Annotated in this window: 19 protein-coding genes; 9 read left to right on the top strand and 10 right to left on the bottom strand. The window is 39.2% G+C overall.

Translation table 11 applies throughout. The annotated features are described in order from the left end of the window. Positions 1-112: 112 nt before the first annotated feature. Positions 113-1,417, bottom strand: coding sequence for a CCA tRNA nucleotidyltransferase (locus tag IQ264_RS17940; protein ID WP_193982168.1), 1,305 nt, complete (start codon positions 1,415-1,417; stop codon positions 113-115). Between the two features lie 100 nt (positions 1,418-1,517). On the opposite strand from IQ264_RS17940, the gene IQ264_RS17935 reads away from it, so the two are divergent. Continuing rightward, positions 1,518-1,766, top strand: coding sequence for a Ycf34 family protein (locus IQ264_RS17935; protein ID WP_193982167.1), 249 nt, complete (start codon positions 1,518-1,520; stop codon positions 1,764-1,766). Between the two features lie 252 nt (positions 1,767-2,018). Here the strand turns inward: IQ264_RS17935 and IQ264_RS17930 are convergent, their stop codons facing one another. Next, complete coding sequence (locus IQ264_RS17930) at positions 2,019-2,888, bottom strand: exosortase-dependent surface protein XDP2 (RefSeq protein WP_193982166.1); 870 nt, start codon at positions 2,886-2,888, stop codon at positions 2,019-2,021. A 385-nt stretch (positions 2,889-3,273) separates the two neighbouring features. Between IQ264_RS17930 and tsaB the strand changes: the two genes are divergently transcribed. Further along, positions 3,274-3,927, top strand: coding sequence for a tRNA (adenosine(37)-N6)-threonylcarbamoyltransferase complex dimerization subunit type 1 TsaB (gene tsaB / locus IQ264_RS17925; protein WP_193982165.1), 654 nt, complete (start codon positions 3,274-3,276; stop codon positions 3,925-3,927). A gap of 42 nt (positions 3,928-3,969) precedes the next feature. On the opposite strand, the gene lnt is transcribed toward tsaB, so the two are convergent. The 3 genes from lnt to IQ264_RS17910 all read right to left on the bottom strand — a co-directional run bounded on the left by lnt (position 3,970) and on the right by IQ264_RS17910 (position 9,722). Next, the gene (gene lnt, locus IQ264_RS17920; RefSeq protein WP_193982164.1) at positions 3,970-5,535 is read right to left on the bottom strand and encodes an apolipoprotein N-acyltransferase; all 1,566 of its coding nucleotides are present in this window, start codon (positions 5,533-5,535) and stop codon (positions 3,970-3,972) included. A gap of 44 nt (positions 5,536-5,579) precedes the next feature. Beyond that, positions 5,580-8,147, bottom strand: coding sequence for a DNA gyrase subunit A (gyrA, locus tag IQ264_RS17915; RefSeq protein WP_193982163.1), 2,568 nt, complete (start codon positions 8,145-8,147; stop codon positions 5,580-5,582). A gap of 276 nt (positions 8,148-8,423) precedes the next feature. Further along, on the bottom strand, positions 8,424-9,722 hold the full coding sequence (locus tag IQ264_RS17910; RefSeq protein WP_322744736.1) for a chloride channel protein: 1,299 nt from the start codon (positions 9,720-9,722) through the stop codon (positions 8,424-8,426). Positions 9,723-9,896: 174 nt separating this feature from the next. On the opposite strand from IQ264_RS17910, the gene IQ264_RS17905 reads away from it, so the two are divergent. From IQ264_RS17905 to IQ264_RS33700, 5 genes are all read left to right on the top strand, one after another. Continuing rightward, on the top strand, positions 9,897-10,814 hold the full coding sequence (locus tag IQ264_RS17905) for a histone deacetylase family protein (protein WP_193982162.1): 918 nt from the start codon (positions 9,897-9,899) through the stop codon (positions 10,812-10,814). Positions 10,815-10,873: 59 nt separating this feature from the next. Continuing rightward, a complete protein-coding gene (locus IQ264_RS17900; protein WP_193982161.1) occupies positions 10,874-11,335 on the top strand; it encodes a tellurite resistance TerB family protein in 462 nt (153 codons plus the stop codon). 314 nt (positions 11,336-11,649) lie between these two features. Further along, a complete protein-coding gene (locus tag IQ264_RS17895; RefSeq protein ID WP_193982160.1) occupies positions 11,650-12,123 on the top strand; it encodes a hypothetical protein in 474 nt (157 codons plus the stop codon). A 298-nt stretch (positions 12,124-12,421) separates the two neighbouring features. Continuing rightward, positions 12,422-12,712 carry a hypothetical protein gene (locus tag IQ264_RS17890; RefSeq protein ID WP_193982159.1) on the top strand — a complete coding sequence of 97 codons (291 nt, stop codon included), beginning with the start codon at positions 12,422-12,424 and terminating at the stop codon, positions 12,710-12,712. A 6-nt stretch (positions 12,713-12,718) separates the two neighbouring features. After that, the gene (locus IQ264_RS33700; RefSeq protein ID WP_193982158.1) at positions 12,719-13,384 is read left to right on the top strand and encodes a hypothetical protein; all 666 of its coding nucleotides are present in this window, start codon (positions 12,719-12,721) and stop codon (positions 13,382-13,384) included. 8 nt (positions 13,385-13,392) lie between these two features. Here IQ264_RS33700 and IQ264_RS17880 read toward each other — a convergent pair whose 3' ends face one another. From IQ264_RS17880 to IQ264_RS17870, 3 genes are read right to left on the bottom strand one after another with little or no spacing between them, the layout of a single operon-like run. Next, entirely contained in the window at positions 13,393-13,563 is a 171-nt protein-coding gene (locus tag IQ264_RS17880) for a hypothetical protein (protein ID WP_193982157.1), read from the bottom strand. Continuing rightward, entirely contained in the window at positions 13,560-13,733 is a 174-nt protein-coding gene (locus tag IQ264_RS17875; protein ID WP_193982156.1) for a hypothetical protein, read from the bottom strand. Before IQ264_RS17875 ends, IQ264_RS17880 begins: the two co-directional genes overlap by 4 nt. Continuing rightward, the gene (locus tag IQ264_RS17870) at positions 13,730-14,077 is read right to left on the bottom strand and encodes a restriction endonuclease subunit S (RefSeq protein ID WP_193982155.1); all 348 of its coding nucleotides are present in this window, start codon (positions 14,075-14,077) and stop codon (positions 13,730-13,732) included. Before IQ264_RS17870 ends, IQ264_RS17875 begins: the two co-directional genes overlap by 4 nt. A 56-nt stretch (positions 14,078-14,133) precedes the next feature. Here IQ264_RS17870 and IQ264_RS17865 point away from each other — a divergent pair, with 56 nt between their 5' ends. After that, on the top strand, positions 14,134-15,408 hold the full coding sequence (locus IQ264_RS17865; RefSeq protein WP_193982154.1) for an FGGY-family carbohydrate kinase: 1,275 nt from the start codon (positions 14,134-14,136) through the stop codon (positions 15,406-15,408). 434 nt (positions 15,409-15,842) lie between these two features. On the opposite strand, the gene pcrA is transcribed toward IQ264_RS17865, so the two are convergent. Beyond that, positions 15,843-18,203, bottom strand: coding sequence for a DNA helicase PcrA (pcrA, locus tag IQ264_RS17860; RefSeq protein ID WP_193982153.1), 2,361 nt, complete (start codon positions 18,201-18,203; stop codon positions 15,843-15,845). Between the two features lie 178 nt (positions 18,204-18,381). Next, positions 18,382-20,391 carry an ATP-binding protein gene (locus tag IQ264_RS17855; RefSeq protein ID WP_193982152.1) on the bottom strand — a complete coding sequence of 670 codons (2,010 nt, stop codon included), beginning with the start codon at positions 20,389-20,391 and terminating at the stop codon, positions 18,382-18,384. Positions 20,392-21,057: 666 nt separating this feature from the next. On the opposite strand from IQ264_RS17855, the gene IQ264_RS17850 reads away from it, so the two are divergent. Further along, positions 21,058-22,134 carry an EAL domain-containing protein gene (locus IQ264_RS17850; protein ID WP_193982151.1) on the top strand — a complete coding sequence of 359 codons (1,077 nt, stop codon included), beginning with the start codon at positions 21,058-21,060 and terminating at the stop codon, positions 22,132-22,134. The last annotated feature ends 66 nt before the right edge of the window (positions 22,135-22,200 follow it).

The following is a 22,200-nucleotide window of genomic DNA, read 5'->3' as shown; positions in this document are numbered from 1 at the left end:
ATATTATCACTTAGTGTTAGTTGGGGATTTGGATTCAGAGTATTAAGAATTAATGATTTAGTAAAGTGATGAGCATTTAATTTGCATATTCGGAAAATGCAGAATAAAAGCTTTAGTGTCCCTTTGCTCCCCTGCTCCCCTGCTCATATAACTGGCTGGCGAGTGCGATCGCTTCTGCAACACTAGCAATTTTACCTTCAATGTGAGCAATTTGAATTTCTGTAAGTAATTCGCCAAGTTTTGGGCTAGGGTTGAGGTTAAGTTCTCTCATTAAATCATTGCCAGAAATTAGGGGAATCGGGTGAGCAACTCGATCGTTAGGATTAAGATAGCGGTTAATTAAAGGCGAAATTGCCTCAATGGAAATTCCTGTAGCTACAGCTGAAACTGCAACAATCGGAAAAGCTTTTCCGGCTTCTCGAAATAGAAAATATTGCTCTCTTAAAGACATTTTATTAGGTAATTCTTGCTTTAAATGCAATTGTGATAAAAGTTTTAATATGGTAGTTACCGCTTTGATTTCGGCGCGACTGTAAGAGAGTTTTTGTAATTCTAATTCCGCCAAAATAGGATCGTTTATGACTAAACAAGCGAGTTTGGCAAGACTTAACCAAGGAGTTTTGATAGTATCACGAATTGCTTGAGAAAGTTCTATTTCTAATTGAGGCCAAATTTTTACTAATGTGGTAGCAGCGGAGTTAATGGCGACAAGTTGGCGGAAACTTTTTTCTGTAGCGTGACTCAACCAAATATTAATTAATCCATCTTCCCAAGCAGCAGTTAACCAGGGAATTCCAGAATGAGAATTGAGCAAATAACCTAATTCCACTCGGACTCTTTCAGCTGCAACTGTACCAATTAAAGGTGCGATTTCTTTAATTACGGAACGAGTTTCTGGTTGAATCGTAAAACCTAATTGGGCAGCTTGACGGTATGCTCTGAATAAGCGCAAAGGGTCATCTTGCAGGTTAGCAGGTGATACCATGCGGATGAGATTTTGCTTTAAATCAGTGTAACCTTGCAGGGGATCGATTATTTGGTTGGTGTGGGGGTGGTAGGCGATCGCATTCATGGTAAAATCTCGTCGCCGCAAATCAGTTTCTAACGAATCACCTTCTTGCTGAGCGAAATCAGCAGTAGCATGGGGAAAAACTACCCTAGCAATTTGTCTTTGGGGATCTAACAAAACAAAACCAGCTTTGTAGTGAGTAGCGATTTTACGGGCAACCTTTACTGCTTTTTCCGGGATAACAAAATCTAAATCCAAATAATCGCGCTTTCTCCCCAAAAGCGCATCTCTTACCGCACCACCTACCATGTAAGCAGATTCCGGCAACAATTTTAAATCAAACGGCCAATTTTCAGGAGACAAAGCCGAAAATTCTCTCTCTGCGTTCTCTGTGTCTCTGTGGTTCATGGTAGTTTTTCAGATAATCGCAACAAAAATCAACCAAGGGACTAAGCGATCGCCCACTCGCCTAAGCTAGATTAACAAAAAAGCCACTGGAGAAGACGCTATGTGTATTTGCGTTAACTGCCATTATGTCGATCGCTGTATTACCTACCACGCCGTAGAAACGCAGCATGAGGTACCTCACCTCACAGCAGATCCCGACTTTGAACCAATTGAACCCAGCATTAATGTTAACATTCGTCCCCGACAAGATTATGTAGAAATGGAATGGGACGTTGTAGGCTGCGTTAGCTTTAAACAAGAAATGGGTAAATGGGCGAAGTTACGTCCCGGTGAGTTAGTACCTACTTGAAACGGGAAAAGGATTGGTTCAAACCTTTTTCCTTCAGTCTTTTATAGCAACGGACATATCGGTTAGAACATGATAATTTTGATTTAAAGCGAACTCCTGAACAGGGAATGGGTAACAGGGTATAGAGAAGAGAAATGTCCTAACCGACGAAAGCGACTGCTATATAAACACAAAAAAAACAAAAGGGTTCAGTGAAAATGAACCCTTTTTCATATATGTCTAAAAAAGAAGGGAAGTATATTTGGCAGCCTCTTAAGAGATTTTGTTAACTTGACGACGGCGAAATGCAGCTAAAGAAGCAGCTACTAATCCTAAACCAGTGAGGGTTGCAGGTTCAGGTACGCTTTTACTACTCGATCGCGCCATCACCTTGAAATCAGGCCCATTCATAGTCCAATCTGAAAAGACTCTGATACCCGCAGCAGAGGTTACTCCCAATTGACTGAGTTTAACTCCCCAGGAGCCTACTTCTTGGGCTTTGTCAATTTCAAGCGTGTCAAGGCTAAAGCCAGCATATTGTTTATCGTTACGACCGAGGAACAGAGATTTACCGATCAGGTTGCCGCTGGCATCAATTGCTTGAATTAAAAGATCGCTGGCATTCCATTGTCCCGAACCCCGTTCCCAGAAGAACAAGTTATCTAATCCTGTATTATCCGCGACAATAGTTTCTTGGAAGAACAGGTTCATTTTCATGGTTTTACCATCTTCAACATCAATAATGTTGTTGAGGTTGTTGTTACCCAGATATGCAGCAATATCATCATCAGTAGGGTTATTTAAACCAGACACTTCACGACCACCTGGTTTGCTTGCTTTATCACCTCGGTCTGTGCTAGCAGCACCCGTGTTGTTAACCGAGAGACCGAGTTCTGGATTGGAAGTTTGTCCAGGTTTTACATCCTTGATAGGGTCATTGTAGAGAATCTTGGCTTTGTTGACCAAATTAAATTTGTTAAATGTATTCCCATTCTGAGTAATGGAGTTCAACCAAATATCAGCTTCGGGGTCTGATGTTTGGCTGACATTACTGGTAAAATTGGCAGCTTGAGCGGCAGTAGAAACGGCTAAAACTGTACTACAAGCTAAACCTAGAAAAGTCGCGGCGTTTTGTAATTTCATTTTGTTACTCCTTATTGTGTTTTACACAATCAATACGATAATAATGCCCTTTTTTTTTTATTTTGTGATCTAGATCTTCGCTATTTTAAGGAAAAAGATTAGAACTCAATTCTAGTTATCTTATGCTGAATCAGGTATTTGGCTTGACTTTTGCTATTATACTTGGTTCATTGCTAATTCTATCTTAGTCACAGCTCTTGGCTAATTACTACTCACGAATCAGAATTTATTCTAATCTTTAAAATTAGCTTGGCTCATTAAGTAAGAATAACGATTTGACTAAAGTAGAGCTAGTAGATCTAGTGAATTAACGACAGAATTTTTGCAGAAATGAGAATTATACTGGGAGTATTACAGAGAAGTTTTGCTACAAAGAATCTGTTGAATGGTTGAATTCATGGAAAGGTGTACAGAGTTGGCAGAATACGGTTTAGGTATTCACAGTAGTAGCCCGGAGTTAGGGATAGGTATTAGTAATTTTACTGATGAGACTCGCTGCCAAACCTGGAATTTAGGGCATGATTTATCTACGCACTTGCATCAGTATTTAGCCGAATTGATCCAACCACAATCTTGGTCAGACTTGGCTTTTATTGCGGTTGCGAAAGGCCCTGGTAGTTTCACGGGTACGCGCATTGGTGTGGTTACTGCCCGCACTTTGGCGCAGCAATTAGAAATTCCTTTGTTTGCTATTTCTACTTTGGCAGCAGTGGCTTGGTCGCATGATATGGAGGATGATAACCAAGCGATCGCAGTTCAAATGCCTGCTAGTCGCGGCGAAGTTTTTGGAGCAGTTTATCGAAAATCTGTCAACGATCTCAAGCAGGTTGAATTATTACCAGATAGTGTGATGAAACCGGAAGTATGGCAACAAACTTTGGCAAAACTAACTTATCCCTACAAATTAATTGAAGTTTCCAGCAACATAGGTGCGTCGGTGTTTCATTTGTTAGAACTGGCATATTTAGATTGGCAACAAGGGTTACGTCCCCATTGGTCGGAAGCTTTACCTTTTTACGGTCAACATCCAATAGAATAAGTCCGTTGTAGCGACTTTAGTCGTGATAGAGCACTGAAGTGCTCACAACGAACTTAAGGTTAAAATGACTGCGGAAATTAGTAATAAAAGTGGTGTTAACCAATCTCCCCAACGGACATATAAGGTTTCAGTTTGACGACGATAAACTGTGTCAGCATGAATTTGAAAGGTTTTAGTTTGAGAGATCCATTTAGTTTTGCCATGAGGATCGACAATAGCAGAATAACCTGTATTGGTTGCTCTTACTGCCCAGCGATCGTTTTCTATTGCCCGTAAAACATCCTGTGCATGATGTTGAAATTGCATGGCAGCATTATAAGGGTCATTGTTAGATGATGTGAGAATAAATTCCCCTCCTAAAGCTGTTTGGCGTTGAAAATGGCGGGTAAATGCTGAATCATAACAAATACCGACAATGGCGCGACCAAAAGGTGTATCAAATACTTGATTAGATACACCAGGAATTTGATCCGATCCGACTGCGGAAACTTGGGGAAATATCCGCCCTAAAATGTCTCGAAAAGGTACGTATTCACCAAAAGCTACTAAGTTTACTTTGTCGTAGCGGCTGAAAATTTCGCCTGTTCCAGTAACAGTAAATAAGCTGTTGGTATAACTATTTCCTGTGCGACGATGTGCGCCTATCCAAGCAACTACTTTTTCGTCCAAAATAGCTTGATAAAAAGGGTTAATTGTTAATGGTGGGTCACTCCATTGAGATGATAAAGCGCCTTCGGGAGTCAAAACTGCTGCTACTCCTTGCTGAGCTAAATTACGATATCCATTGATATATCTGATTGCGGAAAGACGCAAACCTTCGGGAGTAAATTTAATTCTGTTAGCAATATTGCCTTGAATAATTCCTACTTTTAAAGTGTTGTTTGGTTGTTCGTTTAATGGTTGGCTGTAAATTGCCCATCCTACTAAATGGGAAGTAATTAATAGTCCAATGGCAAGACTCAAATAGCCTTTATGAAACCTAAAAATTGGCGAATTTGTCTGTAATTTTCCAGACATCAAAGCTTCAGCTATTAAACCATTTACGGCAACAATTACGGCGTTAATTGTATTTGGGCCAGAGATTTGACTCAAATGTAAAATTGCCAAGTTATGGGGACTTTGAGTAAAGGATAAGGAAGTCCACCAAAAAGGGCCTGCACTCCAAATATATTCGAGAACACACCACAGAGTTGTGCCGATTAATACGCGAATTAAACTGTTGGGAATTGTGTATTTATTATTTTGAATGAATTGAAAAATTGCTCTGCTACTAACAGCCCAAATAGTTACTAAGACAATGCCCCAAATTGTAAATAATAGTAGTGCTCCTAGTGCGATCGCTAAACTCAAAATCCAAGGAATTCCCAACCAAGTCAAGGGATGAAGTCCAAGAATCCAAGATAAAGTTAAGCCATGATAGCCGATCGCCCAAAGTATAGCGTAGAGGTAGAGACTTTTTTCAGATTTTTGGCTTTTTACTGTAAAAATCCATAAGGGAATTAAAGCAATCCATGCTAAAGGCCAAACACCGAAAGGTGCGGCTGTCATCCCCATTAAAATGCCACTGATGAAGCTAATAATTAAGCGCAATTTTGTTGAATTTTTCATTGAATCTAAAAAGTAAGGTGGGAGAAAACCCACCTTGACTATTATTATTCAACTTCTTCTTCTTCGCCATTTGTGGGAGGAACTATGGCGACGGCTGCGATCGCATCATCCTCATCCAACCTTTGCACTCTTACACCTGTGGCATATTGAGATTGGGAAGGAATAGCATTCACCGCTTGACGAATAATAATTCCTCTCGTTGTTACCATCATCAATTCAGCATCTTCATTGACGATTAAAAGTGAGGCTAATGTATCATTTTGCTTGCGGAATTTAATCGCAATTTTGCCTTTTGTTGCCCGACTATATAACTTAAATTGGGAAACTGGCACTCGTTTTCCATAGCCGCCATTGGTGACAACTAATACCCAAGGCCCTTGTGTTCCGTTGAGTACTTCTTCTCCATTACTAATAGTTTCTTCGGCTTCTAATTCAGGTTCAGCCTCGCTTACTTCAGCAATGTTAGCAACAATTGAACTGGGCAAAACATCCATGCTAATTATTTCATTGCCATTTTCTAATCTCATTGCCCTTACGCCTCTGGTGGCACGACCTAAAGGACGCAATTGATTATGATCTGCTTTGAAGTGAATTGCCATTCCTTGACGCGATCCGATAATAATACTATCTTCAACTCTGGCGCGTCTGACCCAACGTAATTGGTCGCCTTCTTCTAAGGAAATTGCAATTAATCCATTTGCCCTGATGTTACTAAATGCCGAAAGTTGGGTTTTCTTAATGTAGGCTTGCTTGGTTAACATTACCAAGTATTCATCGTTGCTAAATTCGGCTACCGCTACCATTGAAGTGATTTTTTCATCGACAGGAATGGGTAACATTTGGACTATGGGAACGCCTCTCGCGGTACGCGATGAAGTGGGAATTTGGTAAGCTTTTAAGCAGTAAACAACGCCTTTATCGCTGAAGAACAAAACGCTGTCGTGATCGCAACAGGTGAGGAAATGTTCGACGACATCATCCTCTTTCATTTTGTTAGCTGCTTTGCCACGAGTTCCCCGACTTTGAGCTTCAAAGGTGCTGACTGGCATTCTCTTGATGTAACCTTGTTCAGTTAAGAGAATCAAGGCTTTTTCATTAGCAATTAAATCGGTGTCGTCGAGTTCACCTTCGCCGTGTTCGATGACTGTTCTTCTGGGTGTGGCAAAGGTGGTTTTTAGCTGTGCTGCTTCGGTTTCGATGATTTCTAAGATGCGTTCCCGACGTTGTAAGATGTCGCGCAAGTCAGCAATTTTAGCAACTAATTCTTCATGTTCTTGGCTAATTTTTTCGGCTTCTAAAGCTGTCAGACGGCGCAATTGCATTTGTAAGATTGCGTCGGCTTGAGGTTCAGAAAGTCCATAATTTTCGATCAATTCTTGGCGTGCGGTGGGCGCATCGGCAGCATGGCGAATTAATTCGATTATTCTATCTAAGTTGGCTAGGGCAATTAACAACCCTTGCAGAATGTGGTCTCTTTCTTCGGCTTTTCGCAGTTCGTATTGGGTGCGTCTGGTAATACATTCAATGCGAAAGTCTAGGAAGACATCGAGGAATTGTTTTATGGTTAATAGCTGGGGTTCGCCATTGACTAACGCCAGCATATTTGCGCCAAAATTTGCTTGTAATGGGGTTTGTTTGTAAAGGTTATTCAGGACAACTCTGGGGTAGGCATCGCGTTTTAATTCGATGACGACTCTCATGCCGTCGCGATCGCTTTCATCCCGAATATCTGCTATTCCTTCTAGTCTTTTATCGTTGACTAATTCGGCAATTTTTTCGATTAATGCTGCTTTGTTTGTTTGGTAAGGTAATTCGGTAATGACGATCGCTTCTCGATCGGGCCTACCACGATGTTCAATAGTTTCAATATTAGCAACACCCCGCATCGTAATGGAACCGCGTCCAGTGGTATAAGCTTCTTTAATTGCTGAGGTTCCTAATATTTGTCCACCTGTGGGAAAATCAGGGCCAGGAATATAGCGAATTAACTGAAGATCGGTAATTTCTGGATTATGAATTAAGGCAATTAAACCATCAATTAATTCGCCTAAATTATGTGGCGGAATGTTGGTTGCCATTCCCACTGCGATACCAGATGAACCATTGAGCAAAAGTTGGGGAACTCTGGCGGGTAAAACTACGGGTTCTTGTTGCGAACCGTCGAAGTTATCAGCAAAATCAACGGTTTCGGCTTCAATATCCCGCAGCATTGCTTCGGTAGCGAGTGCTTGCAAGCGACATTCGGTGTAACGCATTGCTGCTGGTGGGTCGTTGTCTACCGAACCGAAGTTGCCATGTCCGTTGATCAGGGGCGATCGCATGGAGAAGTCTTGCGCCATCCGCACTAGTGCGTCATATACTGCTGTGTCTCCGTGCGGGTGGTACTTACCTAACACTTCCCCTACCACACGGGCGCACTTTCTAAATGGGCGGTCTGGGGTGAGTCCCAATTCGTGCATTGCATACAGAATGCGCCGATGTACTGGTTTCAGACCATCCCTAGCATCTGGGAGTGCCCGCCCTACAATCACGCTCATTGCGTATTCCAGGTAAGACCGGGACATCTCGTTCCCTAAATCCGTGGGTATAATCCGCTCCTGGGAAGTGGTCATACGGTGAAAAACTCCAAAAATGAGAGATAAATGTTGCTAAAATACAACTAATTGAAAAGTCAGTGAATCTGGCTTTCAAGAATTGAAAATTACTACTAAAATTCTATCACATTTTGGCTTTTTTGGCTGTTGTCAGTTGTAATTTGTCATTAGTCATTGGTTATTCATCATTGGTTGCTGGTTATTAGTAAGTTGAAAAAGCAATCAATGAATAGAGAGAAAGGAATTTTTCGCAAATGATAAATGACTAATAACCAATGATTAATGCGTAAATAATTATTCGGTGAGAGCCTCTTTTTGCATTTTCAGTTGCGAAGCAATTAGGGGGACTTTGGGAGCTAAGAAAAAGCCGATTAAACTGGCGAAAAGTATGGGAGTAAAGGGGCTAATATTCGTCAGTTTGGATACTAGTAAAGTGGTACTAACAGGAGTGCGCGTCACAGCAGAGTTGAGGGCTGCCATTGTACAAATCATGGCTAATGCAGGGTTTAGTCCGGGTATGAAAAGGGCGATCGCTTTTCCAATACAAGCCCCTGTAAAAAACAGCGGAATAATGAAACCGCCACGCCAGCCACCTGTGACGGTCATGCTAATGGTTGCCATCTTAGCAAAAGCTAAAGTTAACAGAAGTGTTGCAGGAAAATTTTCAGTCAAAATTAGCTCTAATTCTTCATGTCCAAAGTAACGAGTTAAGGGGAAGAAAAAGGCGAAAATTCCCAATGCTAAACCTGCAATTGTGGTACGGAAATAAATAGGGCCGGGAAGGTGGGCAAAAGTGCGATCGCAACTGCGAAAAATTGCCATAAAAATCCATCCGGCGACGGCTCCAATTATGCCATAAGCGATCGCCAAAGCGAAATCATCAATGTTGTGTAAACCATATTGGGGAAAATGCCAAGTTGGGGCAATTCCTAAATGAGTAATTGTCGCAAAAACTAAATAACTTGCACAGCTAGAAACGATCGCTGGCATCAAGGCTTCGTAGTATTCCAAAACGTGCTGATGATGGAGAATTTCTAATGCAAACACAGCACCTCCCAATGGTGCGCCAAATAAAGCCGTAAAACCCGCAGCCATCGCAGCTAAACTAATAGTCCTCAAGTCTTCGCCTTCTAATTTCCAGCGGTCTGCAACCCAAGTACCGAAAGAACCCGTAACCTGTACCAAAGGTGCTTCTGGCCCAGCACTGCCACCCGCAGATATACTGACTAAAGATGCGAGAATCATGGCAGGATTTTTACGGGCATCCAGTCTACCACCACGAAAATGAATATTATCGACAATTACGCCGATTTCGCCCGGATTTCCCAAAAAATGAATTACCAAACCGATAATTAAACCAGCTAACGGCATTACAATCAGTACAGTCAGACCTTTAAACTGACTCAAAAAGTGAATCATCCACTCTAGGATGTTCCAATACAATCCAGCGAATAAACCGCAAACTGTACCGAGTACCATCCAGCGTAAAACCCAGCGGGAAATCATCAGCGGATTACGCCTTACTATTCCCAACAATTGCGGAAATGTCCAACTTTGTGTTCGATCGGTGGGGGAAAGCTTTCTTGGTGGCACGATTTATTTCCCAAATTAAAAAGTGAAACTAAAAATACAAAACATTTGCTTTTTATATGCTACAGGTCTTGCTTTTCGGAAAAAACTTTCTCCAGTATTAAATCTGTTTTCCATCTGTTGCTAAGGTGGACAAAATTCCTCAAGAACCACTCTTTTTTCTAATTACTGCAAATTATGTTACCTATCATTTATTCTGATGAATTTTTGCTACACGATACTGGTTCATTTCATCCAGAACGTCCACAACGCTTAATTGCAATTGTGGAAGCTTTGAAAGAGGTTCCATTCGCTAACCAATTAAAGTGGGAATTACCAACACCAGTGGCAAATAGAGATGTGATGTCTTGGCTGCAAAAGGTACATACTCAGGAACATATTGAAAGGGTGGAATCAATTGCGAAACGTGGTGGGGGAAATTTGGATGGTGATACTCCGGTTTCGGCTTATAGTTACGATGTTGGTTTATTAGCGGTGAATGCTTGGTTGGATGGAGTCGATCGCGTTTTGGCAACCCAAGATCCGGCGTTTGTCTTGGCGCGTCCACCGGGACATCATGCAGAACCCGATCGGGGAATGGGTTTTTGTTTGTTTTCCAATGCAGCGATCGCAGCTTGTTACGCTTTGGAACAACCGGATATTAAACGAGTAGCAATTTTAGATTGGGATGTGCATCACGGCAATGGTACACAAAACTTTGTCGAACATCATCCCAAGTTGGCTTATTGTTCGTTGCATCAGTCGCCTTGTTATCCAGGAACAGGTTATGCAGATGAACGAGGTGAATATAAAAATGTGTTAAATATTCCTCTACCTCCGGGTAGTGCTATTGCAGAATATCAAAGGGCATTTGAATCGGAAGTAATGCCATTTTTATCGATTTATCGCCCAGATTTACTAATTGTTAGTGCGGGATATGATGCTAATGCTGACGATCCTTTAGCCAGAATTGATTTACAACCTCATGATTTTGCCTTGTTTACAGAGTATTGCTTAAAGTTAACTCGGCGGATTGTTTTTGGTTTAGAGGGAGGTTACGATTTAGCGACTTTGGCTGAATCTGTAGTGGCAACAATTGAACAGTGTTTAGTTTAGTAAATTGGGCATTTTTATTGAGCAGAACTGATAATTAATCAACTTAGGAGGAGATGAAAGTGGTGAAGTATCAAGAAATCTTTGATGTAGAGATTACTAGCAAACAAAATCTGAGTCCAGAAGAGGCTGTGGCTGCGATCGTCATGGTAGCAGTTTACGCTAATGGTCAACCTTCAGAAGAGGAAAGTGAGGAGGCAATTAATATTATCAATACTCAGGATATCTTCGATAGTTACTCAGTTGATGAGTTTCAGAAGATGATCGATAAAATCACTAAATTTTTGAATGAGGAGGGGATTGGGGTTTTATTTAGAACCGCAGTGGAATCTATTAAAAGAACTGATGATTTGGCGGAAATTTCATTTCAAGCAGTGGCAGAAATGGTGTTAGTCGATCAGAAAATTGATGAGGATGAGGAAAGTTTTTTGTCTCAGTTAGCGGAAGCTTTGGATATTTCCGAAGATGTGGCGCAGGATATGATTGATGAGTTAATTGATGAGGAGGAAGAGGCGTTTTCTTAAGAGGATGTTTGTTCAAGATTTGGCGGTTGAAACCGCAGCTATACAAACAAAGTCCGCCTACGCGGACTCTAATTTTATAACCTGCGAAGGCAGGTTTTGTTTTTATAGCCTGTGACTTTAGTCGCAGGGGCTTTTAAAACATCGAACCACGTTCGCGTAGCGTGCGCGTAGCGCGTAAGACACGAAGGAAACGAAGAAAGAAGCAGCAGAAGATAGCGGGAGTAGCTAACCCGGATTTAGTATGAGGATTGAGCAATAAATACGGGTATAATAAGTAATAATTTATTACTAGCATATTGCTAGTTGAGAACTGTATGCGAAAGTTAGTTTTCCAAGATACAGAGAAGTTTTATCGTGAGTTAAAGGTAGCTTTAGAACAGGATGAGCCAGTAGAGGTTATTACAGACTATCAGCGATATTCAGATCTTCCAGAAAGACTAAAAAGTATTTTTGAGTTACACAAGCACAAATCAGGAACATGGGTAAACTTACATACAGGAGCATTTGTACCTTCTGCTGCTGCGTTTACTGCAATTAACTATAATGCTCTTTACCAAATTGCTGCTGCTGGTGGTGCTGCTGGAGTTGGAGCAATAGTGGGTGGTTTTGTTGGTGGTCCTGTTGGAGTAGCACTAGGTGGTGTTATTGGAGCTACAGTAGGAGCTACAGTAGGAGCTATGGCTTTTGCGATATCAAACAAAGAACATGATGTTGAGATAAAAATTAAGAGAACTGGTGAAATTTGGCTTAGGATTAGCCCAATAAATCAGCGAAAAAGCAAAAGTTGAAAGTCAAATAGCGTAGTAAAAGGTAATATTTGGGGAGCGATCGCACTTTTCACCATAAATTTGTGCGATCAAGTTTTCGTCGGCTGAGATTGGGTTAGCGATCGACAGTAGCCTATAATTTATCTATTCATATCCGTGTATCAGCATAAAAAATTCCTGTGGTGCTAATGAGGAGGAAACAAAACTGTCAGAAGATTACACAGAAGCCGAACTTTTCGGTAATCCTGAAAATGTTGCTTATGCAAGAGCGATCGCATTACAACAAGCTTTATCACCACTTGCACAGGGAAGAGTAACAATGGCAGCAGCAGTAGTAGAAGACCTGCAAGGAAATCGTAAAATCGTAATAGGAACCAGCGAACTTAGAGGTTACTTGCGACCAGGAGTAAAGTCAGCAATCAAAACTGGAGAAACTGTTATTCCTGGTAATGGTCATGCTGAAGCCGACATTATTGGTTGGGCTATAACTAATAATTATAAAGTAATTGCAGTAGCAGCCGGACGACCTGTTTGTGATAATTGTGTTCAGGTGATTGAAAGAGCTAACGGGATAGTTGCCAGCCCTAAAAAATCGAGTCCAAGGAGCTAAGTACAGATGACAGAAAATCGTTTAGAATTGCTTGATAGCGATTTATCTACACTTCTCAAAAAAGCATCTGTTTCCCAACAACGAAATGCGGCTTTAGTTGCCAGCCAATTTGCAATTGAACGCACTAGTTTAAACGACCCAATTGTTGCCCAAGCATTAAAAGCAATAGAAATTGGCAATTACGGTGACGAATCTTTAAGGGAAAAAATTGAATCTTTGGTTAACCAATTGGATGAAATTCAATGGGATTTGCAAGAAAAGATGGATGCAGGTGAGGCAGAGTTATCAGCTTATTTAGGAGCTTTTCAACAAGCTAGATCGGCTACTTCTTTATATTTTGCCTTAGATGCTGATGCCTTCAATGCAGCAACGGAATCTATTTATGAAGCGGATGCTGCCACAGACGACTTAGTAACTTTGAAACAAAGAATTTTAGAATTATTTAAACAGCCAAGCACACCGAAAAGGGGTAGAAATAGAACTCGAAAAGTCCGACTGACTGGAGATGCACTACTTCAAAAAGTTAAAAAACTTTCCCACTTACCCCCTAAACGAATAGCAATGCGCTGTGGGTACTATAAAATTAAAAACGGTGTAATCCGTGCCAATCTCACCGATTTTTATAACGCTTTACTGCAAGCTAAAGGTGTTGATCTAAACAAGCCCGTTTAGCTTCAGCTTCAAACTTCCTGCTTCTGTGCAGCCTCCGCCCGTTTAGCTTCCGTTCTCAGTCGCCACTTTTCTGCATGAGCAGTTATCGACTGGCACATTTTCCTGGCTTTCTGTTCAGCTTCTTTTGCCAATTCTAGAATCTCTAGCAGTTCCTTTTCATCTAGTTCTTTTTGTTTCATTTCACCTGTTCTTCTTTCTGCTTTCTAGCCATTCCCTCTTCGTACCAGCGTTGGTATTTCTCTGCCATTGCTGTTGCCATTTCACTTATCTCTTTAAGCTGCTGTTCGCCAGTTTTGGCTAACTCTAAAATCTCCAGCAATTTCTTTTCGTTTAAAACTTTTTCTGTCATAATCCTTCCTGCAACCCAGTTTTAATCCTATTAACAACTATTTTAGCGTCCAACGCCCGACCTAGTAGTTCTGACAAGTCTTCACCTGCTTCTTGAACTTGTTGCTCTGTAGCAGTACCCGTTTCCAAAATTATCCCATAATACTCTATCCGTCTTCTAGATATTTGCACAAACACTAAATGATTATTAAGAGTAGCAAACAGTTGAATTAGTGAAAAATTATCAGGGAATCGAGACAAGATAGCTCTAGCAAGAATTCTTCCCTCTGTCGCTTCCCGCTCAATTTGATTCAATTCATTATTTAGCTGCTCGATAAGAGCAATTATTTCATATGGAATAGTCATAAATAATTTATACTATAAAAACGCTATTTTTGTCTAGGAAATTAACTATATTTTTCATGAATTTCTACCTTGGCATTGATTTTGGCACTTCTGGCGCACGGGCAATAGTAATAGATTCAGCAGGAATTATTCAAGCTGAAACACAATATTTATTTGCAGATTCAACGGATAATTTAACAACAATTTGGCAACAAGCTTTGCTTTCTTTAATTGCTGAAATACCGGAAGAAATTAGAGGGGGAATTTGTGCGATCGCCATTAACGGAACATCTTCTACAGTATTATTATGTGACCAAACTGGCAACCCCATTGATTCACCAATTTTATACAACGATTCCAGAGGCGCAAAAGTAATCGATAAACTCAAAGAAATTGCACCACCAAATCATACAGTAATCAGTGCTACCTCTTCATTAGCAAAACTTTTATGGTGGCAAGATATTATCCCCCCCTTAGTAAGGGGGGCTAGGGGGGATCTTTTTTTCCTACATCAAGCTGATTGGTTAGCTTTTTTATTACATGGACAATTGGGAATTAGCGATTATCACAATGCTTTGAAACTTGGTTATGATGTAGAGAAACTTTGCTATCCTGAATGGATTAAAAACTTAGAAATACCTTTTCACTTACCAAATGTTCTTACTCCCGGAACTGCTATTGCTGAAGTTACCTCGGAAATAGCCGCAAGTTTGAAATTAAAAAAAGATTGCCTTGTCTGTGCAGGTACAACTGATAGTATTGCGGCTTTTCTAGCTAGTGGTGCAAAATTACCAGGGGAAGCGAGTACATCTTTAGGCTCTACTTTAGTAATTAAATTATTAAGTAATACTCGCGTTGATGAGGCAAAATATGGAATTTATAGTCATAGATTGGGAGATTTGTGGTTAGTTGGTGGAGCTTCTAATACCGGAGGGGCTGTGTTAAAAAGTTTCTTTAGCGATTCAGAATTAGAAAGTTTAAGTTCTCAAATTAATGCAGAAAAACCAAGTAACCTTGATTATTATCCTTTGTTAAAGCCAGGAGATCGGTTTCCCATTAACGACCCAAATTTACCACCTAAATTAGAACCACGTCCCGAAAATTCCGTTGAATTTTTGCATGGTTTATTAGAAAGCATCGCCAGAATTGAAGCGAGAGGATATGAATTATTAAAGCAGTTAGGTGCAACTCCGTTAACTTGCGTTTATACTGCTGGTGGCGGTGCGAAAAATCCAACTTGGACGAAAATTAGGGAACGTTATTTACAAGTTCCAATTTTAAACCCAACGCACACACAAGCAGCTTATGGTTCTGCTATTTTGGCAATGCAAGGTATCAATAAAAATTTATAGGATGGGGAAAACCCACCCTATTTTAGCTTGGATAATATAAAGAGAAATTAATCGTTTTTCCATTCCTGGCAAGCCCTACTTAACTCAACGATCGTCAAAAATGATAAAAAAAGTTAAATACAGCAATCTATAGTCAAAATTGGCTGCCAGATTTAGCTCATCAGTAATTACTCGCTAACCGCTCTATAAACTTTTATAAATTTACGCAGTGAATAAAGAAATCTGGATCGAGCTTTCTCATATTTTCATATATTTTCATACCTGCTTACTTTTTTCAGCTGATTTTGTGATTTAATCTTATCATTATCCAACCACTCTGTCTAGAAAGTTTAGCTTTTTGTGATAATCTCAAACATGAGTTTTAAAAGCCTGCCTACGCAGGCTTTGTTTGTGTAGCCGCGAATTTATTTGTCTGGCGGCTTGTGTATATTTATTTACTGCACTCTTTGCAATGTGGCAATTTTCGGATCGATAATTTTCTGTCCGACGCTGGGAAACTTAATTGCTAAACACAGTTTATTTCCCGTTCCAAAAATGTGGCTAATTTCTCCTACACCGAAGGTTTTATGAACTACGCGATCGCCTTTTTTCCAACCTTGTCCCAGAGTATTAGAAGTGTTATTGCTCTTGGTTTTAGGTTGCTCTATTGAAGATTTAGCAGTTAAATTTGTGTAATTACTGCGAACACCTACATCTATTTTACTACTCAACAATTCTTTGGGTAATTCCTTCAAAAATTGCGAATTAATTGCTGGTGCGCGTTCACCCCATAACCGTCTTTCTCTAGCATAAGAAAGATACAATCTTTCCTGTGCGCGAGTAATGCCAACATAACATAAACGTCGTTCTTCTTCCAAAGCTGCGGGATCGTCTAAACTGCGAGTGTGAGGAAGCAACCCCTGTTCCATTCCTACTAAAAATACAACCGGAAACTCTAAACCTTTTGCCGAATGTAAAGTCATTAAAGAAACAGCTTTTTGCTCATCTTCTAAATTATCTAAATCAGAAGATAAGGAAGCATTTTCTAAAAAATTACCTAAGCTAGGTTCATCATTTTCTTCTTCAAATTGCTTCACGGCGTTAAACAATTCAACGACGTTTTGTAAGCGATCCTGTGCTTCATCAGTTCCTTGCTTTTTCAAATCATCAATGTAGCCGGAATCTTCCATAATTCCTTGGACAATTTGCGAAGCTGGTAAAACTTCTAATTGCATTTGCCATTTTTGAATTAATTGGCAAAAACTATTAATTGATTTTGCCGCACGTCCAGCTAAATTATTTACTGATACTTCATCGCTGATAATTTCCCATAAAGGTATGCTCAATTCTCTAGCAGCAACTACCAAGTTATCTATTGTAGTTTTGCCAATTCCGCGCCGGGGAGTATTAATTACTCGCAACAAACTGACGCTATCATCAGGGTTAACAATTAAGCGCAAATATGCCAAAGCGTCTTTGATTTCTTTGCGATCGTAAAACTTTAACCCGCCTACCATTGTGTAAGGAATTCCCGATCGCAACAAAGCATCTTCAAAAGGACGAGACTGAGCATTAGTGCGGTAAAGAATCGCAAAATCACCTAAATCAAATCCATTATCTTGGCGTTCTAACTGACGAATTTGTTGTAAGACAAAATCTGCTTCATCCAGTTCGTTGTCTGCACGATGCAGGAAAATGGGTTCTCCTTCGCCGCGAGTTGGACGCAATACTTTATCAATGCGTTGTGTGTTATTTTCAATTAACTGGTTTGCTGCTTGTAAGATGTTTTCTCTAGAACGATAGTTTTCCTCCAACTTCACCATTGATTGAGTTTTTTCATCGGGTAAACCATCGCCAAAGTCTTCTTGAAATTCCATCAAAATCCGAAAATCTGCCATGCGGAAAGAGTAGATTGCTTGGTCTACATCGCCTACGACAAAGACCGATCGACTTGACCAATTATCAAATTTTTTCGGGTTCTCTCCGTTAGTAACCAACAACCGAATTAGGTCATACTGAATGCGGTTAGTGTCCTGATATTCATCAACTAAAATATGTTGAAAACGGCGATGCCAATAACCTAAAACTGACTCATTTTGCTTGAACAGTTGGACTGGAACAGAAATTAAATCATCAAAATCTAGGGCATTATTTTCGGCTAAAGCATCTTGATAGCGACTGTAAACATCAGCAATTACTCTTCCGCGAAAATTGGGCTGTTCTCGTTCAAATTCTTGAGGAGATAACCCCAAATTTTTTGCATTACTAATAGCGTAACGAACCGAACTAGGATCAAATTTTTTGTCATCTAAGTTAAGTTGTTTAGTAACAATATCTTTAACCAAACTTCTGGTGTCAGATTCATCAAATATAGAAAAGTTGCGATTCCATTTACGACCCTTTTGGTCTTGATATTTTTCTATATCGTATCTCAAAATGCGAGCGCAAAGACTGTGAAAAGTTCCCACCCAGAGAGGTTTAATGTATTCTTTGTAAATGCGCGATCGCCAATGAGTCTGTTCCTGTGGTAACAAAGATGCAAAAGTTTTCCCAGTAGTTTTCTCTACTGTTTGTTCCGCAAACAATTTTTCAATCCGTTCCTTCATTTCCCGCGCCGCCTTATTAGTAAAAGTGACAGCGAGAATATTTTCTGGATCGATTTTATGTTTAAGGATGAGGTTGGCAATCCGATAAGTCAAAGCTCTAGTTTTACCGGAACCTGCGCCAGCAACAACCAACAGAGAACCGCAGTGATGTTCCACTGCGCGACGTTGACTAGGGTTAAGATGGCTAAGAAAATCAGAAATTGTTGTCATAATTGCTAAGAGTACTATGCTGCTAAAATCGCAGAATATGCCTTCTCATAGTACGTCATTGCCAAGGCATCTGCTCAAGAGAAAGGAAAACTTATCTTAGCAAAAATGAAAAGTGAATAGCACTCCTTAACACTCAACTTTCCGCAGAGGCAAAAGCTACAAATAAGAGAACTGTTGATTAAGCAGAACTAGCTGATTGTTGCAAAGGGATCTCAATGATAAACTCTGTACCTTGTTGCGGTGCAGAAAAACACTTTAAACTACCGCCATGTTCCTGAATCACTCGATGAGAAATTGATAACCCTAAACCTGTTCCTTTACCTACAGGTTTGGTACTAAAGAAAGGGTCAAAAATCCGCGAATGAAGAGATTGTGGAATGCCAGGGCCATTATCTAAAATTTGAATTTGAATATGTGAATTTTCAAGTATTTGAGTGCGAATGTAAATAGTTGGCAATTGCTGGTTAGTGGCTGGTAATGGATAATGACAATGGAGATATTTTGCACTATTTTTTCGGTCTTCTGCACCTTTATTTGTTTGTTCCTGTAGAGCATCGATCGCATTAGTAAGAATATTCATAAAAACTTGATTGAGTTGTCCGGCGTAACACTCAATCAGCGGTAAATCTCCATATTGTTTTATTACTTGAATTCCAGGCCGATCTGAGTGCGATCGCAATCGACTATTTAAAATTAGTAATGTATTGTCAATGCCTTCATGAATATCTACTAACTTGATTTCCGCTTCATCTAAGCGAGAAAAATTCCGCAAAGAACGGATAATTTCGTTAATTCTCTGCGCTCCCATTTCCATAGAAGATATTAGCTTCGGCAAGTCTTGAGATAAAAAATTTAACTCAGTTTCTTCTATGGCTAATTGCACTGCTGGTAATGGTTTTGGGTAATGCTGTTGATAAACTTGTAGCAGATTTAAAAGATTGTGAAAATATTGTCTGGCATAAGCAATATTGCTTTGGATAAAACCGATCGGGTTATTAATTTCATGGGCAATTCCCGCAACCATTTGCCCCAAGCTAAACATCTTTTCATTTTGAACTAATAGCACTTGAGCTTGTTGGAGTTCAAATAAAGTTTTCTTTAGTTGCTCAGTTTGCTCTTGCAAATTTTGAGAAGTTAACTCTAAATCTGCATTAGCACGCGCTAATCTTTCTTGATCTTTTGCTTTTTCCAAGCGGGCTCCTAAAATTCGACAAGCTGCTATCAGTAACTCCTGTTCATGAGAGCCTTGAATATTTTGAAAATTCTGCGATGCTAAAGTAATTACACCGATGACGCTACCATCTATTGCTGGAATCGGAAAAATACCAATAGCACCAATTGCCGGATGATAAAATTCGGGAATAGCATGAGGATGACTAGCGTAATCTTCAATAAACAGGGGTTTACCTGTTTCTACAACTTGCCAAAGTAATTCTTTACCTTGAGGAATTCTCCTGCGTAAAATCACTTCCATTTCTGCCATTATCGGTTCGTCAAATTTAGCTACCAGTTCAGCAGAAATGTGATGAACTAAATGATAAGCTTGAGAGTTTTCTCCCTCACTAACAATTTCTTTTATAACTCCGAAAGAACAATAACTAGATTGCACCAAATAATTGAGAGCAAACATCGCAATTTCTTGTACATCAGTTGTACTTTGCAAGCGTTCAGTTAAACCAAATAAAAAAGAAACCCTATTTACTTCGTCATTCAATTGCTGTTGACTGGTAACATCTACTAACAATCCATTCCAAAAAACATTGCCGTTAGCCTGTAATGAAGGTTGGGCATCCCATTGAATCCATTTTTCTTTTCCTGTAAGTAAAATAAATCTTCCTACCCATCGCCACGACTGCAATTTTTTAGCAGAATTGGATATCGAGTTGTAAAAATCTTCTTTGTCATCAGGATGAATCATGGAGAGCATAGTATCTGTGTCTAATTCCATCTCTGCTGATTCCATCTCGAAGAATTCTTGAAAGCTGGGACTAAGAATCAGAAAACTCAGAGAACCATCTTTACGAAGCAAAAATTGATAAATTAACCCCGCTAAATTATTTAATGCAACTTGCGGTTTTCTGGGAGTTACCCAAGAAATATTTGCTGGCTGTACTAGATTTGTTTCTTTGTTTTCAGAAGATGCCTGGTGATGCGAAGATGCAACAATTGTCAGATGTTCAGATAGCATTAATTTACTCTTCCAATTGACGAGCAGTGACTTCAAACAATTAATTCATCGATCGATTAATTTTCTTGTTATCTAGAAATTTAAAACCTAAATTTATTGATTACATTCAAACATTAATCCAATGTGAGTGCATTTGACCATAAACACATATTTTCTGTAATCTTTGTCACAAATACAAAACTATTTAATGGTATTTAAAAGATCTTTTTTATAAAAGGTTTTAAATTTAAACGATCGCGTTAAAGTTCCTTTACTAATGTTCTCACAGTAAATTGTGAGTTAATTTTTATTAAACTAAGTAAAACAATTGTATAGATCTACCCTTAGATAGATTTTAAAAAATTGTTACCTCGCCGCTATTGGGGGGAATGATACTCAAACCTATACAGGAAATAGCTTTAGATATATTTCCTTAGCAGCCCAAGGTTGTTTTGTGTGTAATAATAAAAACAAATTAAAAAAAATTACTAAAATTAAATAATTTTTTAATTTTATTAAATATTATATTAGAATAAAAAAATATTTATATAGTAAAATTAATACGTGATAAGCTTTACAAAAACTTCCGTACTTCTTAAGATGGATGTGTTAAAAAAATAACTGATATAAATTCTGATAGAAAAAAGATTAAATAGCTAAGTTATTGCACTGGATTGGTTAAAAGTTATGCCGCAAAATTGTACTCGTTGTGAGACAATACCAAAGAAAATTGAGGGTACAGGAACCCTGTATTTGTGGTTTCCTGTGGGACACACTACAAGCAAGGTAATTTCAGCTTTAGATCAAATAAACCAGGATTACCAAATTCTCGAAGATAATGAAGCTTGTAAACTATATTTTGATCCTAAAAATGAAGAATTAATTAATTTACTAACAACTAAACTAACCAATAAAGAATTAAAAGAAACACAAGCTTTATGGATGACAGGGACGGGAGAACCCCAATTTCGAGATTTTTCTCGAATCACTTCGTTAAATAATTTTATTAGTCTGAACAAGGCTGAATGGTTATTAGATGTATTAGCATCGGAGCGTCTAACTTGTCATTTTCAGCCAATCGTTTATGCTGAAGATACATCACGAATTTTTGCCCAAGAAGCATTACTTCGGGGAATTGACGAACAAGGAAATTTAATTAGTCCAGGTCGAATTTTTTCTCATGCTCATGATGCAGGTTTAGTGTTTAAGTTAGATGCTTTGGCGCGACAAATTGCGATTCGTGAGGCTAATCAACATAGTATTGAACAGTTGATTTTTATTAATTTCTCCCCTACCGCAGTGTACGATCCAACTACTTGTTTACGCATGACGGTGCGGGCGATTAATGAAGCTGGGATTCCACATAATAAGGTAGTTTTTGAAGTAATGGAGTCAGAACAACCACCAGATATTAAACATTTAATTAAAATTCTAAAATTTTACCAAGATTCAGGCTTTCAGATTGCGTTAGATGATTTTGGCACCGGGTATTCCAATTTAAATTTAATTAGCGAGTTGTCTCCTGATTTTATTAAATTAGACAGAAATTTAATTTCTAATATCGATCGAGAACCCCAAAAAGCAGTGATCACTAAAAAATTATTAGAAATCGCTCAACATTTGCAAATTAAAACTATTGCTGAAGGTATAGAAACTTTAGAGGAATTACATTGGGCACAGGAACACAAAGCTACTTTTATCCAAGGTTTTTTAATTGCTAAACCCCAAAGTCCACCAGTAACAAATACTCCATTATATAGATAAAAGAAATACGTCAATTAATCAGTAAATAGCTTAGTTTAGTGCGGTTTTTTTGCAGGTAAATGCGAT

This window comes from [Phormidium] sp. LEGE 05292 (genome assembly GCF_015207735.1).
GTDB lineage: Bacteria > Cyanobacteriota > Cyanobacteriia > Cyanobacteriales > Aerosakkonemataceae > Floridanema.
This window is presented reverse-complemented; position numbering and strand designations above follow the sequence as displayed.

What these genes read in the sequence shown, in the direction of transcription:
- IQ264_RS17940 (WP_193982168.1), bottom strand. Translation starts at nt 1,417, where the DNA reads ATGAACCACAGAGACACAGAGAACGCAGAGAGAGAATTTTCGGCTTTG.
- IQ264_RS17935 (WP_193982167.1), top strand. Translation starts at nt 1,518, where the DNA reads ATGTGTATTTGCGTTAACTGCCATTATGTCGATCGCTGTATTACCTAC.
- IQ264_RS17930 (WP_193982166.1), bottom strand. Translation starts at nt 2,888, where the DNA reads ATGAAATTACAAAACGCCGCGACTTTTCTAGGTTTAGCTTGTAGTACA.
- tsaB (WP_193982165.1), top strand. Translation starts at nt 3,274, where the DNA reads ATGGTTGAATTCATGGAAAGGTGTACAGAGTTGGCAGAATACGGTTTA.
- lnt (WP_193982164.1), bottom strand. Translation starts at nt 5,535, where the DNA reads ATGAAAAATTCAACAAAATTGCGCTTAATTATTAGCTTCATCAGTGGC.
- gyrA (WP_193982163.1), bottom strand. Translation starts at nt 8,147, where the DNA reads ATGACCACTTCCCAGGAGCGGATTATACCCACGGATTTAGGGAACGAG.
- IQ264_RS17905 (WP_193982162.1), top strand. Translation starts at nt 9,897, where the DNA reads ATGTTACCTATCATTTATTCTGATGAATTTTTGCTACACGATACTGGT.
- IQ264_RS17895 (WP_193982160.1), top strand. Translation starts at nt 11,650, where the DNA reads ATGCGAAAGTTAGTTTTCCAAGATACAGAGAAGTTTTATCGTGAGTTA.
- IQ264_RS17890 (WP_193982159.1), top strand. Translation starts at nt 12,422, where the DNA reads ATGGCAGCAGCAGTAGTAGAAGACCTGCAAGGAAATCGTAAAATCGTA.
- IQ264_RS33700 (WP_193982158.1), top strand. Translation starts at nt 12,719, where the DNA reads ATGACAGAAAATCGTTTAGAATTGCTTGATAGCGATTTATCTACACTT.
- IQ264_RS17880 (WP_193982157.1), bottom strand. Translation starts at nt 13,563, where the DNA reads ATGAAACAAAAAGAACTAGATGAAAAGGAACTGCTAGAGATTCTAGAA.
- IQ264_RS17875 (WP_193982156.1), bottom strand. Translation starts at nt 13,733, where the DNA reads ATGACAGAAAAAGTTTTAAACGAAAAGAAATTGCTGGAGATTTTAGAG.
- IQ264_RS17870 (WP_193982155.1), bottom strand. Translation starts at nt 14,077, where the DNA reads ATGACTATTCCATATGAAATAATTGCTCTTATCGAGCAGCTAAATAAT.
- IQ264_RS17865 (WP_193982154.1), top strand. Translation starts at nt 14,134, where the DNA reads ATGAATTTCTACCTTGGCATTGATTTTGGCACTTCTGGCGCACGGGCA.
- pcrA (WP_193982153.1), bottom strand. Translation starts at nt 18,203, where the DNA reads ATGACAACAATTTCTGATTTTCTTAGCCATCTTAACCCTAGTCAACGT.
- IQ264_RS17855 (WP_193982152.1), bottom strand. Translation starts at nt 20,391, where the DNA reads ATGCTATCTGAACATCTGACAATTGTTGCATCTTCGCATCACCAGGCA.
- IQ264_RS17850 (WP_193982151.1), top strand. Translation starts at nt 21,058, where the DNA reads ATGCCGCAAAATTGTACTCGTTGTGAGACAATACCAAAGAAAATTGAG.